Annotated in this window: 18 protein-coding genes; 10 read left to right on the top strand and 8 right to left on the bottom strand. The window is 66.5% G+C overall.

What is annotated here, in order from left to right:
- The 3 genes from CCR84_RS16955 to CCR84_RS16010 all read left to right on the top strand — a co-directional run.
- On the top strand, positions 1 to 109 hold a 109-nt coding region (locus CCR84_RS16955), incomplete at its 5' end, for an IS4 family transposase (RefSeq protein ID WP_201211599.1).
- Between the two features lie 28 nt (positions 110 to 137).
- Positions 138 to 431, top strand: coding sequence for a hypothetical protein (locus CCR84_RS16015; protein ID WP_201214577.1), 294 nt, complete (start codon positions 138 to 140; stop codon positions 429 to 431).
- Between the two features lie 33 nt (positions 432 to 464).
- Complete coding sequence (locus tag CCR84_RS16010) at positions 465 to 1,319, top strand: EamA family transporter (protein ID WP_201214575.1); 855 nt, start codon at positions 465 to 467, stop codon at positions 1,317 to 1,319.
- A gap of 20 nt (positions 1,320 to 1,339) precedes the next feature.
- On the opposite strand, the gene CCR84_RS16005 is transcribed toward CCR84_RS16010, so the two are convergent.
- The 4 genes from CCR84_RS16005 to CCR84_RS15990 form a co-directional block, all read right to left on the bottom strand.
- The gene (locus CCR84_RS16005) at positions 1,340 to 1,942 is read right to left on the bottom strand and encodes a peroxiredoxin (RefSeq protein WP_201214573.1); all 603 of its coding nucleotides are present in this window, start codon (positions 1,940 to 1,942) and stop codon (positions 1,340 to 1,342) included.
- Between the two features lie 111 nt (positions 1,943 to 2,053).
- Entirely contained in the window at positions 2,054 to 2,794 is a 741-nt protein-coding gene (locus CCR84_RS16000) for a hypothetical protein (RefSeq protein ID WP_201214571.1), read from the bottom strand.
- A complete protein-coding gene (locus tag CCR84_RS15995; protein WP_201214570.1) occupies positions 2,791 to 3,369 on the bottom strand; it encodes a hypothetical protein in 579 nt (192 codons plus the stop codon). Before CCR84_RS15995 ends, CCR84_RS16000 begins: the two co-directional genes overlap by 4 nt.
- On the bottom strand, positions 3,370 to 4,593 hold the full coding sequence (locus tag CCR84_RS15990) for a 2Fe-2S iron-sulfur cluster-binding protein (RefSeq protein ID WP_201214567.1): 1,224 nt from the start codon (positions 4,591 to 4,593) through the stop codon (positions 3,370 to 3,372).
- 295 nt (positions 4,594 to 4,888) lie between these two features.
- Here CCR84_RS15990 and aceE point away from each other — a divergent pair, with 295 nt between their 5' ends.
- The 6 genes from aceE (at position 4,889) to CCR84_RS15960 (ending at position 16,293) form a co-directional block, all read left to right on the top strand.
- Positions 4,889 to 7,567 carry a pyruvate dehydrogenase (acetyl-transferring), homodimeric type gene (gene aceE / locus CCR84_RS15985; RefSeq protein ID WP_201214564.1) on the top strand — a complete coding sequence of 893 codons (2,679 nt, stop codon included), beginning with the start codon at positions 4,889 to 4,891 and terminating at the stop codon, positions 7,565 to 7,567.
- A gap of 13 nt (positions 7,568 to 7,580) precedes the next feature.
- A complete protein-coding gene (locus CCR84_RS15980; RefSeq protein ID WP_201214561.1) occupies positions 7,581 to 8,930 on the top strand; it encodes a dihydrolipoyllysine-residue acetyltransferase in 1,350 nt (449 codons plus the stop codon).
- Positions 8,931 to 8,940: 10 nt separating this feature from the next.
- Complete coding sequence (gene lpdA, locus CCR84_RS15975; protein ID WP_201214560.1) at positions 8,941 to 10,470, top strand: dihydrolipoyl dehydrogenase; 1,530 nt, start codon at positions 8,941 to 8,943, stop codon at positions 10,468 to 10,470.
- 501 nt (positions 10,471 to 10,971) lie between these two features.
- Positions 10,972 to 11,211: a hypothetical protein gene (locus tag CCR84_RS15970; protein WP_201214559.1), complete on the top strand. Its 240-nt coding sequence runs from the start codon at positions 10,972 to 10,974 to the stop codon at positions 11,209 to 11,211.
- 159 nt (positions 11,212 to 11,370) lie between these two features.
- Positions 11,371 to 14,814: a pyruvate carboxylase gene (locus CCR84_RS15965; RefSeq protein WP_338052637.1), complete on the top strand. Its 3,444-nt coding sequence runs from the start codon at positions 11,371 to 11,373 to the stop codon at positions 14,812 to 14,814.
- Between the two features lie 291 nt (positions 14,815 to 15,105).
- Entirely contained in the window at positions 15,106 to 16,293 is a 1,188-nt protein-coding gene (locus CCR84_RS15960; protein ID WP_201214557.1) for a trypsin-like serine peptidase, read from the top strand.
- Between the two features lie 198 nt (positions 16,294 to 16,491).
- On the opposite strand, the gene CCR84_RS15955 is transcribed toward CCR84_RS15960, so the two are convergent.
- On the bottom strand, positions 16,492 to 16,752 hold the full coding sequence (locus tag CCR84_RS15955) for a type II toxin-antitoxin system Y4mF family antitoxin (RefSeq protein WP_201214556.1): 261 nt from the start codon (positions 16,750 to 16,752) through the stop codon (positions 16,492 to 16,494).
- On the opposite strand from CCR84_RS15955, the gene CCR84_RS15950 reads away from it, so the two are divergent.
- A complete protein-coding gene (locus CCR84_RS15950) occupies positions 16,751 to 18,358 on the top strand; it encodes a Fic family protein (protein ID WP_242508784.1) in 1,608 nt (535 codons plus the stop codon). The two genes, CCR84_RS15955 and CCR84_RS15950, sit on opposite strands and share 2 nt — an antisense overlap.
- A gap of 167 nt (positions 18,359 to 18,525) precedes the next feature.
- On the opposite strand, the gene CCR84_RS15945 is transcribed toward CCR84_RS15950, so the two are convergent.
- The 3 genes from CCR84_RS15945 to CCR84_RS15935 are packed head-to-tail and all read right to left on the bottom strand — an operon-like array spanning position 18,526 to position 21,040.
- Positions 18,526 to 18,834, bottom strand: a complete 309-nt coding sequence (locus CCR84_RS15945; RefSeq protein ID WP_201214555.1) for an acylphosphatase — start codon at positions 18,832 to 18,834, stop codon at positions 18,526 to 18,528.
- On the bottom strand, positions 18,831 to 19,418 hold the full coding sequence (locus tag CCR84_RS15940) for an NADH-quinone oxidoreductase subunit B family protein (protein ID WP_201214552.1): 588 nt from the start codon (positions 19,416 to 19,418) through the stop codon (positions 18,831 to 18,833). Before CCR84_RS15940 ends, CCR84_RS15945 begins: the two co-directional genes overlap by 4 nt.
- Positions 19,415 to 21,040, bottom strand: a complete 1,626-nt coding sequence (locus tag CCR84_RS15935; protein WP_201214550.1) for a hydrogenase large subunit — start codon at positions 21,038 to 21,040, stop codon at positions 19,415 to 19,417. Before CCR84_RS15935 ends, CCR84_RS15940 begins: the two co-directional genes overlap by 4 nt.
- Positions 21,041 to 21,056 lie beyond the last annotated feature (16 nt).

Genomic DNA, 21,056 nt, shown 5'->3' with positions numbered 1-21,056 from the left:
CAGGAAGGGCGACGGCGAACCTGGCGTGAAAACCCTCTGGCTGGGATACCAGCGCATCAGGGATTTTGTTCAGGGCGTCGAGCATATGCGAGCGCTTCATGCGATATGAGTTATGTGTAACGCTATGCGTTAACTGGGTGCAGCTCGACGCGCCGAGGCATTACTACCTGCATACCGCCAAGAGCCTGGAATTGCTGGCGAAGAATGCCGGGCTCGAGCTTTTTGATGTGGCTTACGATTCCAGCTATTTCCAGTTCGAAGGCAGCGAGTTGTACGCAAAGGACATTTCGCTGAAAGACTCGAATGCGCTCGATTCGAGCCATCTGACGAGAAGCCGGTACAAAGAGTACCGCAAGCTGGCGCGGCAGTTGAATGCGCAGGGCAGGGGTGACCAGGCCATCTTTTACTTCAGGAAAGCGCCAGCCCGGTAATTCGCTCGGTCGCAGCCGAGCCGGCGGAACCCCATGCCCTACCTGATCATCGTCACCATCCTCTGGGCCTTCTCGTTCAGCCTGATCGGCCAGTACCTGGCCGGCAAGGTCGATAGTGATTTTGCCGTCCTCATCCGCGTTGCCATCGCCGCGCTCGTCTTCGTCCCGTTGCTGCGCTGGCGCGGGCTGCCGGCGCCCCTGCTGCGCGGGTTCTGGTTCGCTGGCGCCCTGCAGTTCGGCGTCACCTACCTGTGCCTTTATCGCAGCTTCAGCGTGCTGACGGTGCCGGAGGTGCTGCTGTTCACGGTGCTGACGCCGATCTACGTGACCCTGCTCGACGACGCCCTGGAGCGGCGCTTCAACCGCTGGGCGCTCGCCGCCGCGCTGGTCGCGGTCGGCGGTGGCGTCCTGATCCGCTTCCAGCCGCTCGCCGGCGAGTACCTGACCGGCTTCATCCTGTTGCAGGTGGCCAACGCGAGCTTCGCGGCGGGGCAGGTGCTGTGCCGCCGCCTGCTCGTGCGCTACCCGACCGCAGTGCCGCTCCAGCACCTGTTCGGGCACTTCTTCCTCGGCGCGTTGCTGCTGGCGCTGCCTTCGTTCCTGCTCTTCGGCGATCCCGGCAAACTGCCACAGGCCGCCGTGCAGTGGGGTGTGCTCGCGTGGATGGGATTCTTCGCCACCGCGCTCGGCATGTTCTGGTGGGTGAAAGGCAGCACCCGCGTCGATGCCGGAACGCTGGCAGTGATGAACGAACTGCACGTCCCCGCCGGACTGCTCGTCAATGTGCTGATCTGGAACCGCGACGCCGACCTCGTGCGGCTCTCGCTCGGCGGCGCGGTCATCCTGGCCTCGCTCCTGCTGCTCCGCCTGGGACGCGCGCAGCGCTGAGTGCGCTCGGGCGTGCAGTCCTACAGTTCGTCGGCGTGCGTCGCCAGATAGGTGGCGACGCCTTCGCTCGTGGCCGTCATTCCGGCCTTGCCCTTCTTCCACCCCGCCGGACAGACCTCGCCGTGTTCCTCGGTGAATTGCAGCGCGTCGACCATGCGCAGCATCTCGTCGACGTCGCGCCCGAGCGGTAGGTCGTTGACCACCTGATGGCGGACGATGCCGTTGCGGTCGATCAGGAAGGAGCCGCGGAAGGCGACGCCGGCGGCGTCGAATTCGACGTCGTAGGCGCGGCAGATCTCGTGCTTGATGTCGGCGATGAGTGGATAGCCGACCTGCCCGATACCGCCCTTGTCCACGGGCGTGTTCTTCCACGCCAGGTGGGTGAATTCGGAGTCGATCGACACGCCGATGACCTCGACGTCGCGCGCCTTGAATTCGGCCAGGCGATGGTCGAAGGCGATCAGTTCGGACGGACAGACGAAGGTGAAGTCGAGCGGGTAGAAGAAGAGCACGACGTACTTGCCGCGCGTCTCTGCGGAGAAGCAGAACTCGCGGATCTGGTTGTCGGCGGTGACCGCGTTGGCGGTGAAGTCGGGGGCGGGCTTGCCTACGAGAACGGACATCGGGAATCTCCTTTGCGCTGGGGTTGGGCGGGCGGTGCAGCGAACGCCGGATGCATCGTCAGCGGCGGCGGGTTCCGGCAAAACGCCGATTATTCCATTGTAGATCTTCCCTCAGTCGTCATCGTCATGCCGGCGCTTGCCCCCGCGGCCCTCGCGGCCGCCGCGGATGTCGTGTTCGTCGGCACTGCGATGGCACTCGACGCAGTCGTCGAACTTGCGTATGCCTTCCTCGAGATGCTCGCGGCGGATGTTGGCCGGCGTATGTTCGTGGCAGCCGTAGCAGGTATAGCGGCGGTAATCGTTGCCGCCATGGCAGGTGACGCAGCGCGCGTTGTGGTCGCGGTCGAGCACGAAATACTTGTCGTGGTCGAAAGTAGCCGGCGACCACTTGTCCTCGCGGTGGCACTGACTGCAATTGGCACCGATGTCGCGGTGCAGCGCGTCGCCCGGTGCCTGGTGGCAGGTCTGGCACTGCCGGCGCGTCGCGTCCTGCAGCAGCGCGTGGTTGAAGTGCCCATGCTGCCGGTAGCGTCTGACGCCCGCGTGGTCGCTGTGGCAGGCGACGCAGTCCTGACTGATCAGCTTCTGGTGGAACGGGGTCGCGGTCAGCGGCTTGGTGATCGGCAGCCCGAGACTGGTCAGGCGACCGATCTGCTCGGGTTTGTGGCAGACGACGCAACGCGGCGAGCTGGCGCCGGTGAACGGCGCGTGGCAGACGAAGCAGTCGGTTTCGAGTTGCGCATGGCCGGGAATCAGCTTGCCGGGGCCGACCATCAGCTGCGGGTAGATGAAGACGAGGACGGTGAGCGCGATCAGGTTGATCGCCAGCACGAGCTTGACGATCCTGTTCATGCCCAGCCCCAGAACAGGAGGATGCTGACGATGTGGCCGAGCGCCAGGCTTGCGAAGGCGACCGAGATCGGGATGTGCAGCTTGCGCCACTGGGTCATCGCGTCGAGCGTCACCGCGTCCCAGAACAGCGCCTGTTCGACCTCCGTTTGCGACATGCCGCGCAACTGGAAGCGCTCGCGCTGCCCCTGCAGGTGGCTGCGCGAACGATCGAGCAGCAGCTTGCCGACCAGTCCGCTGACGACATTGATGCCCATCGCCAGCGTCGCCAGCCACGGCAGGATGGCGTTGAAATGCACGCCGGCGTGGATCAGCACCATCAGCGAGCCGAGCCAGGCGCTGACTTCATGGGCTTGCAGCAGCGTTTTCGGGTTGCCCGAGGCGATCAGCTTGCGCTTGCGCAGCGAGTAGATCAGCGAGCCCAGGATCAGCAGCGTGCCGGGGATTCCCAGATAGCGGCCGACCCAGACGAGGTCGAACTGGTGCAGGATCTGGTCGCTGGCCAGCGTCGCCAGGGCGAGCAGGCCGAGCAGCGAGAAGAAGGGCAGCAGATGGCGGCGCCACAGCGATCTGTCCATTCACGCCTCCAGGCTGAGGTGGGTCTTGGGAGTGCAGACGCAGGGCAGGCAGCTGCCCGGCTGCGGGTCGAAATCGGGCGCCTGCCGGTAAGCCACTTCGCCGGCGACGATCTTCGTCTGGCAGGTGCCGCAGCCGCCGGCACGACAGCCGGAGTCGATCCTGACGCCGTTGGCCTCGGCGAAGGCGAGCAGGCTGCCGGCCTCCGGCTGCCAGCGGACTTCCTTGCCCGAGCGGACGAAGCTGACGACGAGCCCGGCGGCGCTCTCTCCCGGCGGCTGCGGCGCCTTGCGCCTGACCGAGGCCGGGCCGAAGGCCTCGAAGTGGATGCGCTCATCCGGCACGCCCCAGTCCTCCAGCGCCGGGACCAGGCTCTCCAGCATCGCGGTCGGTCCGCACAGGTAGAAGTGCGCGGGCGCGAGCGGCAGTTCCAGGCGCAAGAGCGGCAGCTCGATGCGCCCGCGGTGACGATAGTCACGGCCAGGCATTTCCTGCGGCAGCGGAGCGCTGAAGCACAAGTGGAGGTGGAAGTTCGGGTGTTTTTCAGCCAGTGCTTCGAGCTGCGCTCGCCTCACCACTTCGCGCCCGTTGCGCACGCCGTAGAACAGCCAGACTTCGCGACCCGGCTGCCGTTCCAGGCTCCAGGCGAGCATGGAGAGCAGCGGCGTGATGCCGATGCCGCCGGCGAGCAGCACCAGCGGATCGTCGCTGCCGTCGAGGCAGAAGTGCCCGGCGGGCGCGCGTACCTGCAACAGGCTGCCGACCCCGATCCGGTCGTGGAGGAAACTGGAAGCCCGCCCCGCCGGCGTGGCTGCAGTAACGTCAGTGGCCGGCACGCGCTTGACGCTGATGCGGTAGTGATCGGCAGCAGGCGAATCCGACAAGGAGTAGCAGCGGACCAGCGCCTCTCCGGCCGGCGGTTCGAGATGCAGCGTCAGGAACTGTCCCGGCCGGAAGGGCGGCAGCGGCTCGCCGTCGACGGGCTGGAGGTAAAACGAGCAGACGCAGCCGTCGACGTCTTCGACCTCCTTGCGCTCGATGCGGAAGCTGCGCCATCCCTGCCAGGCGGCGCCCTCCGCGGGCAGAAGCGTCGGCACCGCCGGCCCGGCCCCAACCCGCAAGGCGCGGTAATCCTGCCAGTGACGCCAGAAGGCGATACCGAGAAAGACGGTCAGTTGCAGCACGATCGCCCCGACGATCCACAGCAGCAGCGCCAGCGAGGTCATGCGCTCACACCTCCCTACGGACGCAGCGATAGGCGTCGGGCGTCTTGCGCATCGATCGGTCATTCGGGCTAACAAGCACGCTGTTTCCTCCGCGTGGTGAAGCGACAGTCTGCGCCGCAATGCTTAATGGAAGCTTAAGGCGATGCGCCGCCGCAAGGCGCACAGGGCAATCATATGTTATCATGGGGGGCGGTGCGCTGACGATGGCGTGGGGTCGAGCGAACCACGCCATCCCGATCCTGTCGAAACGAGCGCATCCCAAATCTTCGCGGCACCCATCACGAGGAGGCAGCCCATGGCCAAGCAGGCGAACGTCAATCCGGTCGATGTCGATCCCGAGGAAACCCAGGAATGGCTCGACGCCATCGCCAGCGTGATCAGCCGCGAAGGCAGCGAGCGGGCACATTACCTGATCGAGAAGCTGATCGGGCAGGCGCGCGAGGAGGGGATCGACATCCCTTACTCGGCCACCACCGAATACATCAACACGATCCCTGCCGACCAGCAGCCGAGCTACCCCGGCAATCCCGACCTCGAGCTGAAGATCCACTCGTACATCCGCTGGAACGCGATGGCGATGGTCGTGCGTGCCAACAAGGAGACCAACGTCGGCGGCCACATCGCCTCCTTCGCTTCGGCGGCGACGCTCTACGACGTCGGCTTCTCGCACTTCTGGCGGGTGGCGGGACCCGAGCACGGCGGCGACCTGATCTTCTTCCAGGGCCACTCGATCCCCGGCGTCTATGCGCGTGCCTTCCTGCTCGGACGACTCTCCGCCGAACAGCTCGACAACTTCCGCCAGGAGACCGGCGGCAAGGGACTCTCCTCCTACCCGCACCCGTGGCTGATGCCCGACTTCTGGCAGTTCCCGACCGTGTCGATGGGGCTGGGGCCGCTGCAGGCGATCTACCAGGCGCGCTTCATGAAGTACCTCGACTCGCGCGGGATCATCAGCGCCGGCGAGGGCGCCCAGGCACGCAAGGTCTGGGCCTTCGTCGGCGACGGCGAGACCGACGAGGTCGAGTCGCTCGGCGCGATCGGCATGGCCGGCCGCGAGAAGCTCGACAACCTGATCTTCGTCGTCAACTGCAACCTGCAGCGCCTCGACGGTCCCGTGCGTGGCAACGGCAAGATCATCCAGGAACTCGAATCCTCGTTTCGCGGCGCCGGCTGGAACGTCATCAAGCTGATCTGGGGGACCACGCTCGACACGCTGTTCCAGCGTGACAAGAAGGGCCTGCTCAAGAAGCGGATGATGGAGCTGTGCGACGGCGAGTACCAGACCCTGCGCTCGAAGAATGGCGCCTACATCCGCGAATACTTCTTCAACAGCCCCGAACTCAAGGAACTCGTCGCCGACTGGACCGACGAGCAGCTCTGGCAGCTCAACCGCGGCGGTCACGACCTGTTCAAGATCTTCGCCGCCTACGACAGTGCAGTGAAGCACCCGGGCCAGCCGACCGTGATCCTCGCCAAGACGATCAAGGGCTACGGGATGGGCCAGGCCGGCGAGGCGATGAACATCTCGCACCAGCAGAAGAAGATGGACCTGGAGCAGATCCGCTACTTCCGCGACCGCTTCAAGCTGCCGGTCGCCGACGAGCGGCTGGCCGAACTGCCCTACCTCTCATTCCCCGAGGACTCCGAGGAGTCCCGTTACCTGCACGCGCGCCGGGCCGCGCTCGGTGGCTACCTGCCGCAGCGCCGGCAGCGTGCGGCGCCGCTGCCGTTGCCGCCGCTGGAGGCCTTCGCCTCGCTGCTCAAGGCCTCCGGCGAGGGGCGCGAGCTGTCGACGACGATGGCGGTCGTACGCATCATGAACCTGCTGCTCAAGGACAGGACGCTCGGCGAGCGCGTCGTCCCGATCGTCCCCGACGAGTCGCGCACCTTCGGCATGGAGGGCATGTTCCGCCAGGTCGGCATCTGGAGCCAGGAGGGCCAGCGCTACGTTCCCGAAGACCACGACCAGCTCATGTTCTACAAGGAATCGAAGACCGGGCAGGTGCTGCAGGAAGGGATCAACGAAGCCGGCGCGATCAGTGACTGGATCGCCGCCGCCACCGCCTACTCGGTGCATGGCGTGCAGATGATCCCCTTCTACCTCTCCTACTCGATGTTCAGCCTGCAGCGCACCTTCGACCTGTGCTGGGCCGCCGGCGACCAGCGTTCGCGCGGCTTCCTTATCGGCGCCACCGCCGGCCGCACCACGCTGAACGGCGAGGGCCTGCAGCACGAGGACGGCCACAGCCTGATCCTCGCCGGACTTATCCCGAACTGTGTCGCCTACGACCCCTGCTTCCAGTACGAAGTCGCGGTCATCGTGCACGACGGGATGCGCCGCATGTTTGCCGAGCAGGAGGACGTCTTCTACTACCTGACGGCGATGAACGAGAACTACGAGCACCCGGAAATGCCAGCGGGCGCCGCGGCCGATATTCTCAAGGGGATGTACCTCTTCCGCCAGGGCGGTGAGGGCAGGCTGCGCGTGCAGTTGCTCGGCTCGGGAACGATTTTCCGCGAAGTCATCGCCGCCGCCGAACTGCTCAGGGAAGACTGGGGGATCGAGGCCGACCTGTGGGGCTGTCCCGGCTTCACCGAACTCGCGCGCGAGGGCAACGAGGCCGCGCGCTGGAACCTGCTGCACCCGCTGGAGCCGCCGCGGCTATCGCACGTCGAGACGAAGCTCAAGGAGCGCCGTGGCCCAGTGGTTGCCGCCACGGACTACGTCAGGCTTTACGCCGAGCAGATCAGGCCCTTCGTCAGGGGGCGCTACGTGACCCTCGGTACCGACGGTTTCGGCCGCTCCGACACGCGCGCGAAGCTGCGCCACTTCTTCGAAGTCGACCGCCACTGGGTGACGCTCGCCGCGTTGAAAGCGCTGGCCGACGACGGCGAGATCGACCGCGACAAGGTCGCCGCGGCGCTGCTCAAGTACCGGCTCGACCCGGACAAACCCAATCCGCTGACGGTTTGAAGGGGAGCGAGCCATGAGTGAGATCATCGAAGTCAAGGTCCCCGACATCGGCGCCTTCGCCGATGTGCCGGTGATCGACCTGTTCGTCAAGGTCGGCGATGCGATCAAGATAGACGACCCGATCGTCACCCTCGAGTCGGACAAGGCGACCGTGGACGTGCCGAGCAGCGTTACCGGCGTCGTCAGCGAAGTGCTGGTCCGCGTCGGTTCGCGCGTCGGCGAAGGCGTGGTGCTGATCAAGGTGGCGAGCGAGCCGGTGGCGGGAGCGGCGTCAGCCGCGAACATCCCGGGCAGCGAAGCCGGAAGGTCTGTGCCATCCGCCGGACAGCCCGCTGTCGCGCCTCCCGCGACACCCGCGCCTGTGGGAGCGGCGTCAGTCGCGAAAGCCGCGCTTGCCGCTGCCGCGCCGTCCGTACAAGACCGCGCCGCCGGCGCCGGCATCCACGCCTCCCCCTCGGTCCGCGCCTACGCGCGCGAACTCGGCGCCGACCTGTCGCTGGTCACGCCGTCCGGGCCGAAGGGGCGCATCCTGCGCGAGGATCTGACCCGCTACGTCAAGGGTGTCATGAGCGGCGCGCTGTCCTGCCCCGGCGGTGGCGTCAGCGGTGGCGGCGTGCTCGAACTGCTGCCGTGGCCGAAGGTCGATTTCGCGAGGTTCGGCGAGATCGAGGTGAAGCCGCTGCCGCGCATCCGGCGGATTTCCGCGCAGAACCTCGCGCGCAACGCGGTGATGATCCCCGCGGTGACCTACCACGAGGACGCCGACATCAGCGAGCTCGAGGCCTTCCGCGTCCGCATCAACCAGGAGAACGCCGCCAGCGGCGTGAAGCTGACCCTGCTCGCCTTCCTGATCAAGGCCGTCGTCAAGGCGCTGCAGAAGCATCCGGAATTCAATGCCTCGCTGACGAGCGACGAGAATGGCGAGATGAGCCTGGTGCTGAAGAAGTACTTCCACATCGGCTTCGCCGCCGACACGCCGCACGGCCTGATGGTCCCGGTGATCCGTGATGCCGACCGGAAGTCGGTCGTCGAACTGGCGCAGGAAGCGGCCGAACTCGCGCGCCAGGCGCGCGACGGCAAGCTCGCTCCGGCGGCCATGCAGGGCGCCTGCTTCACCATCTCCAGCGTCGGCGGCATCGGTGGCACGGGCTTTTCGCCGATCATCAACGCGCCTGAGGTCGCCATCCTCGGCGTCAACAAGGCGGCGACCAAGCCGGTCTGGGACGGCAAGTCCTTCGTCCCGCGTCTGATGCTGCCGCTGTCGCTTTCCGCCGACCACCGCGTCATCGACGGCGCGCTGGCGACGCGCTTCAACGTTTTTCTCGCGGATCTGCTGGCGGACTTCCGCCGCGTCAGCTTGTGAGGGGGAGGTCATGAACATGCTTGAGGAAATCACGCTTGCCGCCGGCGGCGCCGTCGCGGAACAGGAAGCGGCGAGCCGGGCTGCCCAGGCCGACGCCGAATGCGCGCTGCTCGTCCTCGGTGGCGGACCGGGCGGCTACTCCGCGGCTTTCCGCGCCGCCGACCTCGGCCTGAAGACGGTGATCGTCGAGCGCTACCCGACCCTGGGCGGCGTCTGCCTCAACGTCGGCTGCATCCCGTCGAAGGCGCTGCTGCACGTCGCCGCGGTGATCGACGAGGCGCGCCACGCCGCCGGTTTCGGCGTCGCCTTCGCGCCGCCGCAGGTCGATCTCGACCGGCTGCGCGCGCACAAGGCGCAGGTCGTCGGCAAGCTGACCGGCGGTCTCGCCGCGATGGCGAAGGCGCGCAAGGTCGAGGTCGTGCGCGGCTACGGGCACTTCATCGACTCGCACCATGTCGAGGTCGAAGTCACCGAAGGCGCGGGCCAGGAGAAGAGCGGCGCCACGAAGCTGATCAGGTTCGAGCAGTGCATCATCGCCGCGGGCTCGGCGGCAGTGCACCTGCCTTTCCTGCCCAGGGATACACGCATCGTCGACTCGACCGGTGCGCTGGCGCTCGGCAGCGTTCCCGAGCGCATGCTGGTCATCGGCGGCGGCATCATCGGCCTCGAGATGGCGACCGTCTATTCGACGCTCGGCGCCCGCGTCGAGGTCGTCGAGATGCTCGACGCGCTGATGCCGGGGCCGGACCGTGACGCGGTCAAGGTCTGGGAGAAGCAGAACGCCGCGCGTTTCGCGCGGATCATGCTGCAGACGAAGACCATCGCCGTCGACGCCAAGGACGACGGCCTGTGGGTGAGCTTCGCCGGTGAACATGCGCCGGCGGAGCCGCAGCGCTACGACCTGATCCTGCAGGCAGCCGGACGCGTGCCGAACGGCAGCAAGATCGGCGCCGAGAAGGCCGGCGTGGTCGTCGATGAAAAGGGCTTCATCGCGGTCGACAGCCAGATGCGCAGCAATGTCCCGCACATCTTCGCGATCGGCGACATCGTCGGCCAGCCGATGCTGGCGCACAAGGCCGTGCATCAGGGTCACGTCGCCGCCGAGTCCGCGGCCGGGCAGAAGGCGCACTTCGACGCTGCCGTGATCCCCGGCGTCGCCTACACGCATCCGGAAATCGCCTGGGTCGGGCTCGGCGAGGACGAGGCGAAGAAGAGCGGGCGCAAGCTGAGCGTCGCCAGGTTCCCGTGGGCGGCTTCCGGCCGCGCGATCGCCAACGGCGCCGACTACGGCTTCACCAAGCTCGTCTTCGACGCCTCGGAAGAGGGCGGCGGACGCATCGTCGGCGGCACCATCGTCGGCCCCAACGCCGGCGACATGATCGGCGAGATCTGTCTCGCGATCGAGATGGGCGCCGACGCGGTGGACATCGGCAAGACCATCCATCCGCACCCGACCCTCGGCGAGAGCATCGGCATGGCCGCCGAAGTGGCGCACGGCAGCTGTACCGACCTGCCGCCGCCAAGGAAGCGCCAGCAATAACGGGGACAGCCGACGCGGCGAGGCGCGCAACGCCGTGGCAATCCAGTTCGTTCTTTCGCGGCCTCGCCAGTTCGGGCGACAGGATGACAGCCCTACGCACTGGATCGCCACGCCCTGCGGGCTCGCGATGACGTGCTGCCGATCGGCTAAATGCAACAATTCGGGACCTGACCCCATGAATGTTGCGAATCGAGGACGGCCAATGCGTCATTGCGAGGCGCGCAGCGCCGTGGCAATCCAGTTCGTTTTTCTGTCTCAGCGCACAGGGCAGCTATCCACGGGTAACCCGAAACGAGACCTACGCACTGGATCGCCACGCCCTGCGGGCTCGCGATGACGTGCTGCTGATTGGCTAAATGCAACAATTCGGGACCTGACCCCATGAATGCGAGGGCTCCTGGCAGCGGCTGTGCTTAAGCCAATTGCCGTTGCGCGCCACCCCAACCTACGGGCCGCCATCGGGACTATCATTGCTGCTTTGCACAAAAAAGGCTGGCTGCAATGAAGAAGTTCATGTTCGTCGGCGTCGCACCGGACGTCTCCGAGGACAGCACGCGACAGGCGCTGGCACCGCTCGGTCCGGTAGGGGAGGTGACCATCCTGCGCGCGGGCAGCCCCGAGGTGGTGCTGGTCATCGCCGAGCTCGACGTCAGCGACGAAAAGGCCTTCGAGCTGATCAGCAAGCCCTCCAATCCCTGGCGCGACGGGCGCAGGGTGCGCGTGCACCTGATGTTGCACTGAGCGAAGCTGCCGGAAAAGTCCGTATACTCTTTTCGCTACCAGTCGCTGATTTGTGGCACTATGTTGCACTTTGTTCCAAGTGCTGACCTCGCCGAAATCGATCCGGGAGCGTGCCGTCCCGAAGTCGGCCGTCGAACCCATCTCCAGGACGCTGCAAACGTGAAAATCCGCAAACTTCTCATCGCCAACCGTTCCGAGATCGCCATCCGCGTGATGCGCGCGGCGACCGAACTGGGCATCCGTACGGTCGCTATCTACTCGAACGAGGACCGCTTCGCGCTGCACCGCTTCAAGGCCGACGAGAGCTACCTCGTCGGTGCCGGCAAGAAGCCGATCCAGGCCTACCTCGACATCGACGACATCATCCGCATTGCGCGCGAGACCGGCGCCGACGCGATCCACCCCGGCTACGGGCTGCTCTCCGAGAACCCCGACTTCGCCGAGGCCTGCGCGAACAACGGCATCGCCTTCATCGGCCCGACGCCGGAAGTGATGCGCACGCTCGGCAACAAGGTCGCCGCGCGCAACGCCGCGGTCGCCGCCGGCGTCCCGGTGATGCCGGCGACCGGCCCGCTGCCGGCAGACTTCAAAGAGGCCGCGAAGCTCGCCGCCGAAATCGGCTACCCGCTGATGCTGAAGGCGAGCTGGGGCGGTGGCGGACGCGGCATGCGCGTGATCGAGTCCGAGGCCGACCTTGCGGCGCTGCTCGACGTCGCCCGGCGCGAAGCTGGCGCCGCGTTCGGCAACGACGAGGTCTACCTCGAAAAACTCGTGCGCAACGCGCGCCACGTCGAGGTGCAGATCCTCGGCGACAAGTACCAGCAGGCGGTGCACCTTTTCGAGCGCGACTGCTCGGTGCAGCGGCGCAACCAGAAGGTGGTCGAACGCGCGCCGGCGCCCTACCTCGACGACGCCGGTCGCGAAGAACTGTGCAACGCGGCGCTGCGCCTGGCGCGCGCCGTCAATTACACGCACGCGGGGACCGTCGAGTTCCTGATGGACGGCGACACGGGCAAGTTCTACTTCATCGAGGTCAACCCGCGCATCCAGGTCGAGCATACGGTCACCGAGCAGGTCACCGGCATCGACATCGTCAAGGCGCAGATCCGCGTCACCGAGGGCGCGAAGATCGGCACGCCCGAATGCGGCGTGCCGCAGCAGGAAGGCATCCGGCTCAACGGCTTCGCGCTGCAATGCCGGGTGACGACCGAGGACCCGGAGAACAACTTCACGCCGGACTACGGCAAGATCATGACCTACCGCAGCGCTGCGGGCTTCGGTATCCGTCTCGACGCCGGCACCGCCTACGCCGGCGCGGTGATCACGCCCTACTACGACTCGCTGCTGGTGAAGGTCACCGCCTGGGGCGCGACCAGCACCGAGGCGATCCACAAGATGGACCGCGCGCTGCGCGAGTTCCGCGTGCGCGGCCTCGCGACCAACCTGCACTTCCTCGAAAACGTCATCAATCACCCGCTGTTCGTCAGCGGCGAATGTTCGACGCGCTTCATCGACACGACGCCCGAACTCTTCCACTTCCCGAAGCGGCGCGACCGCGCGACGCGCCTGCTGCGCTTCGTCGGCGACGTGATCGTTAACGGCAACGACGAGATGAAGGGGCGCACGCTGCCGAAGCTGCCGCTGGCGGCACCGCTCTTGCCCACCACCGACCTCGCCGTGCCGCCGCCCCCCGGCACCCGCGACCGCCTGCAGGAACTCGGGCCCAAGGGCTTCGCCGAGTGGATGCGCGGAGAGGAACGCATCCTGATCACCGACACGACCATGCGCGACGCGCACCAGTCGCTGTTCGCGACGCGCATGCGTACCGCCGACATGCTGGCGATCGCGCCGCACTACGCGCGCGCTTTGCCTGAACTCTTCTCGCTCGAATGCTGGGGCGGCGCCACCTTCGACGTGGCCATGCGCTTCCTCAAGGAAGACCCGTGGGAGCGCCTCGCCAAGCTGCGCCAGGCGGCGCCGAACATCCTCTTCCAGATGCTCTTGCGCGCCTCGAACGCGGTCGGCTACTCGAACTACGCCGACAACGTCGTCCGCCAGTTCGTCGACCGCGCAGCGAAGGAGGGGATCGACGTCTTCCGCGTCTTCGATTCGCTGAACTGGGTCGAGAACATGCGCGTCGGCATGGACGCGGTGATCGAATCCGGGGCGCTGTGCGAGGGGACGATCTGCTACACGGGCGACATCTTCGATTCGAGCCGGCCGAAGTACAACTTGAAGTACTACGTCGACATGGCCAAGCAGCTGGAGAAGGCCGGCGCGCACATCCTCGGCATCAAGGACATGGCCGGCGTCTGCCGTCCGCGCGCCGGACGCGCGCTGGTCAAGGCACTGAAGGAAGAAGTCGGCCTGCCGCTGCACTTCCACACGCACGACACCTCGGGCGGGGCGATCGCGACCGTGCTGGCGATGGTCGAGGCCGGCGTCGACGCGGTCGATCTGGCGATGGATTCGATGAGCGGGCTCACCGCGCAGCCGAGTCTCGGCGCTCTCGTCGCCGCGCTCGAAGGCGACGCGCGCAGCCCCGGCTTCGACGCGAAGCGGATCCAGCCCTTCGCGCGCTACTGGGAAGGCGTGCGCCGCTTCTACGCGCCCTTCGAGGCCGACATCCGCTCCGGTACATCGGACGTCTATCGCCACGAAATGCCCGGCGGCCAATACACCAACCTGCGCGAACAGGCGCGCTCGATGGGGCTCGAACAGCGCTGGGACGAGGTCTCGCAGGCCTACGCCGACGTGAACCAGCTCTTCGGCGACATCGTCAAGGTGACGCCGAGCTCGAAGGTGGTCGGCGACATGGCGCTGTACATGGTCGCCAACGAACTGACCCCGGCCGAAGTCGCCGACCCGGCCAGGGAGATCGCCTTCCCCGAGTCGGTCATCTCGCTCTTCCGCGGCGAGATGGGCTACCCCGCCGACGGCTTCCCGAAGGAACTGCAGGCGAAGGTGCTCAAGGGACGCACGCCGCTGCCCGGCCGCGCCGGCGCCGACATCCCGCCGGTCGATCTCGAAGCAACGCGCGCGCAGCTCGAAAAGAAGATCGACCGCCACGTCAGCGACAACGATCTGGCCTCGTACCTGATGTACCCGAAGGTGTTCACCGACTTCGCCGAGCACCACCGCCACAACGGCGATGTCTCGCTGTTGCCGACGCCGCTGTTCTTCTACGGGATGAAGGAACGCGAGGAAATCACCGTCGAGATCGATCCCGGCAAGTCGCTGATCATCCGCCTTATCGGCCGCACCGAGCCGGACGAGGAGGGTATGGTCAAGCTCTTCTTCGAACTGAACGGCCAGCCGCGCACCGTGCGCGTACCGAAGAAGGGCGCGCTCGTCTCGCACGTCGCCCGGCGCAAGGCCGAAGCCGGCAACGCCAACCACGTCGCCGCGCCGATGCCGGGAATGGTCGGCACGGTGATGGTGAAGAGCGGCCAGTCGGTGAGCAAGGGCAGCCCGCTCCTGTCGATCGAGGCGATGAAGATGGAAACCGTCATCACCGCCGACCGCGACGCGACGGTGGCACACGTCCATGTCGCTTCCGGCGACAAGATCGAGGCGAAGGATCTGCTGATCGAACTCGCGTAGTTCCGGCTGCCGATACGAGCGGGGAGGTGGGGCGAGCGCTCCACCTCCCCGCTTTGTCATTCTGCTTGGCGACTTCCTCCGTTGCTGCCTTGTCCGGCCCCATGCGCGGGCCGCAAGCTTGCTGCCCGCGACAGGTACGGGCAGAAATCTTTCCTCTTGCATTCCCCGTAAGTTGTCAATAGCATCAATTCCTGTCATGACATCGGGAAGTTTCGGTGCGTGGCAAAGACCCTGGTCGCGTTTGCCGACTTTCCGGTTCGATTCTCTTCTTGAAGATGGGAGTACTGCTGAATGAATGCAAAGACCACGAATGCTGCAGTTCTGACGACGGCGGCGGCCCTGTCCTTCTCGGGTGCAACACTGGCCGAGCAGGAGGGCGTCATCAACAAGGACGGCAACAGCACCTACACGGTGCCGGCCAGGACGACCCAGGCCAGGGAGCTGCCGGACTTCGAGAACGCCAAGCCGATGCCCTTGCCGAGGCTCAAGTCCCTGCCCGCTGCGCCGAGGGAAGGCGAGGTGGCGCCCGCGCCGGCGGTCGGAGCGCCTGGAGTGGAACCCGGCCATGCGGGGAACGGCAAGAAGTCTCCGGTCAGGATTCCGGCAGCGCGTGAGCTCTCGCCGCAGCAGCAGGATGGAGGAGCCTCTGCAGAAACCGGCGGCGCACAGCGCGCATTCGGCAGCGGGCATGTCCCCTACACGACCATGCGCGTCGACCTGAGCGGCAGCAATCCGTCCGGCTGGTACCCTTATAGCGCCGCCGGCAAGCTGTACTTCAAGGACGGCGCCTCGACCTACGTCTGTTCCGCCTCGCTGATCAAGCGCGGCCTCATCGTCACCGCGGCGCATTGCGTCGCAGCCTTCGGAGAAAAACGTTTCTACTCGAACTGGGTGTTCGTTCCCGCGCTGTCCGGGACCCTGGCTCCCTACGGTGTCTGGAACGCCGCCAGCGCCAGCGTGAAGACTTCCTATTACGACGGCAGCGATGCCTGCGCCGCCAAGGGCGTCGTCTGCAGCAACGACGTCGCGGTCATCAGGCTGCAGGACAAGTCTGGTGCGTATCCGGGGACGGCGACGGGCTGGTTCGGCTATGCCTACAACCAGTGGGGCTTCTACAACGGGACGACGCTGATCAACCAGCTGGGCTACCCGGTTTCCCACGATTCGGGCAACAAGCAGCAGCGGACCGACTCGCAGGGCGCCGTGCAGGCGAACCTGTCGAACAACACGGTGTGGGGCTCGCAGCAGACGGGCGGATCGAGCGGGGGACCGGAACTGCTCAACCTCGGCGTCCCGCCGGTGCTGAGCGGCACGACTACCGGCACCTTCCCGAACCCGAACGTGGTCGTCGGCGTCACCAGTTGGGGATACACCGACCCGGCAGTGAAGCTGCAGGGGGCGTCCTCGTTCACCAGCAACAACATCGTGAGTCTGGTAAACACTGCCTGCGGCTCGCCCGCGCTGCCGGCCTGCAAGTAGCGGTCCAGGCTGCGGCTGCTCGCCGTGCTGCCCCGATCCCCGTTGTCGCCGGTGCGAATCGGGTGCGGCACGGCCTGTATGCATCGCCCCAGGGCTGAAGCTGGCCCACGGTGAAAATGCAGAAACCGCCCGTCACGCAAGGGGACGGGCGGTTCCGCGACAGGACGCCGTCTCTGCAAAGGGCGTCAAAGGCGTCTGTCATGCGCCATGGTCGGTGCCCTCGCTTAGATCCTTGCCCGCAACTTCCGGCAGGCCGATCAACCGGACCTTGCTACCCAGGACATCGATGACGCTCAGCAGATTTTCCAGTCGCACGGTGGGCTTGCCGGCTTCAAGATCGACGATGAAGCGCACGCCAACTCCTGCGGCCAGGGCCAACTGAGGCTGCGTCAGGCGGAGCTGCTTGCGAGCTGAGCGACGAGACTCACCGAGCTGTCGAGGGGATCCTACGGATGCCATGGCCGTCTCGGTTTCCCGATCGGGAAATTATCGGCTGGGATCCGCCTCTGGACAGGTTTTGTTTCCCGATCGGGAAATATCCTTCTGTGGTGAGATCGGGCTTGCTGTCCGTTCTCATATCCTTGCGTTGTGGCGCGATTATGGCGCAGTTCGAAAAAAACTGCGCCATAATCGCGCCACCAGACTCACGAACCGCGCCAACACTGCCATGTCATCCGTCACTGACTTACTGAATACCATCCGTGCATCCGGGAACGGAGTCTCGCTGGCTGAACTCCTGACCAGATATCCGGGCATTCCCAGGCGGACGGCGCAGCGCCAGATCGCAGCGCTGATCGACAGCGGCCACGTTGTCGCGCGGGGGGAGGGCAGGGCCAGGCGCTATTTCGCGGCTGGCGCCGAGTCAGGCCCCGCTCCACGGCTCGCCAGCGTCGACAGCTTCCCCCCCTTCATTCCCTTGTCTGCCGACAGCCAGGATATCCTCGCCTACATCGACCAGCCTCCGGAAGCGCGCAAGCCAGTCGGCTACCAGCGTGATTTTCTCGACGCCTATCGCCCGAATGAAACCTGGTATTTGTCCGAGTCGCTGCGCCGCCAGCTGTACAGGATGGGCAAGACCACCGATGTCGAGGCGCCTGCCGGCACCTACAGTCGCGCCATCCTCAACCGGCTGCTGATCGACTTGTCCTGGGCGTCGAGTCACCTGGAAGGCAACACCTACTCCCGGCTCGACACGCTGGAACTCATCGAGCACGGCAAGGCCGCACGTGGCAAGGCCGCCATCGAAACGCAGATGATTCTGAACCATAAGACCGCGATCGAAATGCTGGTCGAGAACATCGACAGTGCCGAGTTCAATCGCTACACATTGATGAACCTGCACAGCGCCTTGGCGGAAAACCTGCTGCCCAATCCGGCCGACGAGGGGCGAATTCGTCAGCACGCTGTCGATATCGGCAAAAGCGTCTATCGTCCGCTCTCCACGCCACAGCAAATCGAGGAGGCGCTGGACGCGCTGATGCTCAAGGCGAGCCTGATTCGTGACCCGTTCGAGCAGTCCTTCTTCATGATGGTGCATTTGCCCTACCTGCAACCCTTTGCCGACATCAACAAACGCAGCTCTCGACTGGCCGCGAATCTGCCCTTGTTCCGCGCCAATCTCTGTCCGCTGACTTTTCTGGATGTGCCGGAGCAGGCCTACAGCCGTGCCACGCTCGGCGTGTACGAAATGACCCGAGTGGAACTGCTGCGCGACCTCTACGTCTGGGCCTACGAACGCTCGACGCAGGAATATCTCGCCATCAAACAGGACCTTGCGGAGCCCGACCCGCTTCGTCTGGCGTGGCGCGACTTCATCAAGCAGACCCTGCGCGAGGTCGTCACGCATCCGGAACTTGACCCGCTTTCCTGCATTCAACGAGCAGTGGCCGAGCGCGTTCCTGCGGAAGCGCGGCCGGATGTACAGGCACTGATCGTCGAAGAGCTCCGTCGCTTGCACGAGGGCGTGCTGGCGCGCTACGGTTTACGGCTGTCGGAGTATGCGGCGTGGAAGGCGCGGCAGGGGCGTGCAGCGCCAAGCAGTTCGATGGGCCACGGCATTCATTAGCCTTGCTACTCTGGCGGACAGCGCTGAACTGTTGGCGTTGTACGCGAAGATGTACGCCTATCGCAGGCTCTGCTCCCGCAGCGGCAGCATTTTTGGCGGCTGCTGTCAGCTCCGGCGCGGACGGTTCTCATGACGCTCCGCCCTGGCCCACACCAGAGGCTCGTCGCTCAAGCCGTCGGCAGTATCGCAACCGGGATCGACGGCTCGGGATCCGAGTCCGGCCATTCCGCCGTGCTCGCCTTCACCTCGATAACGCGCGCCAGCGGCGGGCCGTGGTGCGCCCATTCCTTGACCAGTTCGAGCTTGGCGGGGTCGCCGCAGAGCATGGCTTCGACGCTGCCATCGCGGCGGTTGCGGACCCAGCCGGCGAGGCCGAGCGCGTTGGCACGGTTCGCCAGCGACTGACGGAAACCGACGCCCTGCACGATGCCGCGGACTTCGAGTCTCAGGGTGACCGGGGTTGGCGCAGGCATCATTCCCCCTCCGTCGTGCCGGTGCTTGGCGCAGCATCGTCCGTGCGCGGTGCCACCGCGGCGAGGATGCCGGCGAGCATGCGTTCCGGAGTCGGCGGGCAGCCGGGGATGGCGACATCGACCGGCAGCACCTTGCCGACGCCGCCGCGGCAGGCGTAGTTCTCGGCGAAGAGGCCGCCGTTGCAGGCGCAGTCGCCGACGGCGATCAGCAGCTTCGGTTCGGGGACCGAGTCCCAGGCGCGGCGCAGCGGCACCTCCATGTTCGACGCGACGGGGCCGGTGACGAGCAGCGCGTCGGCGTGGCGCGGGCTTGCCGCGAAGCGCACGCCGAGCGCTTCCAGCCGGTAATGCGGGCCGTTGAGCGAGGCGATCTCCATCTCGCAGCCGTTGCACGATCCGCTATCGACGTGGCGGATGACCAGAGCCTTGCCGAGGCTGTCGAGCTGCGCGCGCGAGTAGGCGGCGCGCGGCGGCAGGTCGCCTGCACCCGCTGCCGGCGACGAGGTTTCTGCGGCCGGCGCCGGATCGGCGGCGCGGCGCGGGCGCAGCAGCAGGCCGAAGATCGGTGGCAGGAAGGGGAGCTTCATGAATCCGCTCCGGCATAGGAGAGGTTGAACGACTTGTTGATCAGCGGGAAGTCGGCGACGATGTTGCCGATCACCGCGTGTTCGAGCACCGGCCAGTTGTGCCAGGACGGGTCGTGCGTGTGGCAGCGGCGGATGCGCCCGTCTTTGTCTACCTCGAGCGCGACGAAGACGTCGCCGCGCCAGCCTTCAACCCAGCCGAAGCCGTGACGGGCGCCCGTGCCGTCCGCAGCACTGCCAGTAGCCGGCCATGCGGCGCGGCAGCCGCCCGCGGGCGTCCCCTGCAGCCGGTCGAGGATGGTTCCGATCAGCCGCAGCGACTCGTCGATCTCGGCGAAGCGCTGCAGGGTGCGCGCGGCGACGTCGCCGTTCGGGTGGGTGACGAGCTGCGGCGACAGTTTCGCCCAGGGCTCGTGGTCGCCGCGGCAGCGCAGGTCGCGCGCGACGTCGCTGGCGCGGCCGGGCATCCCGATCAGCCCCAGTTGCAGTGCGAGTTCCTTCGTCACGCGGCCGGTCGTGAGCAGGCGATCCTGCATGCCGGCGTGGTCGTCGTAGATCGCGTGCAGCTGCGCCACTTCCTTCGCCAGCGTCGCGCATTCGTCGCGCAGCGCCTTGGCGTCAGAAGCTGACAAGTCCAGCGCGACGCCGCCGGGGACGACGCAGTCGAAGAGCAGGCGGTGGCCGAAGACGCGGCCGTTGCCGCGCAGCCAGTCCTCGCGCAGGCGCAGGAATTCCATCAGGCCGAAAGCGAAGGCGGTGTCGTTGCCGATCGCGCCGAGGTCGGCGAGGTGGGCGGCGACGCGCTCGCGTTCGAGCAGCAGCGCGCGCAGCAGCAGCGCTCGCGGCGGTGGTTCGACGCCGGCGACGGCTTCGGCGGCCTGACAGAACGCCCAGGTCCACGCGACGGTGCTGTCGCCGGCGATGCGGCCGGCGAGGCGTGCCGCGGCGTTGACTCCAGAGCCGCCCGATGCACCGTCGCCGGCGAGCGAGAGTTTGGCGAAACGCCGGGCGATGCCGCGGTGCTTCCAGCCGAGCCGCTCTTCGAGGCGCATCACCAGTTCGCCGACCACCGAGAAGCGGAAGTGCCCGGGCTCGATCGTCCCCGCGTGGATCGGGCCGACCGGGATCTCGTGCACGCCTTCGCCTTCGACGCGGACGAAGGCGTAGTCCTCATGCCGGGTCGGTAAGCGTGGCGCGTCATGAGAATCGTCACGCAGCGGGAACCAGTCGGCCGGCCAGTTGGCGTGACGCAGCCAGGGCCGCCGGTCGCCGCTCTCGGGGCCGATCCCGGTGAGGTCGAAGGCGGCGCGCTGCAGCCTTCCCGCAGACGGAAAGATCGGCGCCAGGTCCTGAAATCCGCCCTGCCCGGCGGGCAGGGTCAGGCAGACGAGCCCTTCGGCGAGGTCGAGCGCGAGGTGCAGTTCGCCGCGCAGTTCGCCTGCTTTGTTATCGCCTTCGCGCGCGAGGCTCGTCCACAGCGTCACCAGCCAGCGCCCGGCGTCGCGTGCCGCCCGGCAGAAGGCGAGCAGTTCTCCGGCATCGACGCGCGCCGTCCATACCGGGAAAGCCTGTCCCGGCAGCGTGGAAAAGTCGATCGGCTGGTCGAGGAAGCGTCGCGTGCTCATGCTCTGGTCCTTCAGC

The sequence above is a fragment of the Rhodocyclus purpureus genome, assembly GCF_016653115.1.
Taxonomy (GTDB): domain Bacteria; phylum Pseudomonadota; class Gammaproteobacteria; order Burkholderiales; family Rhodocyclaceae; genus Rhodocyclus; species Rhodocyclus purpureus.
This window is presented reverse-complemented; position numbering and strand designations above follow the sequence as displayed.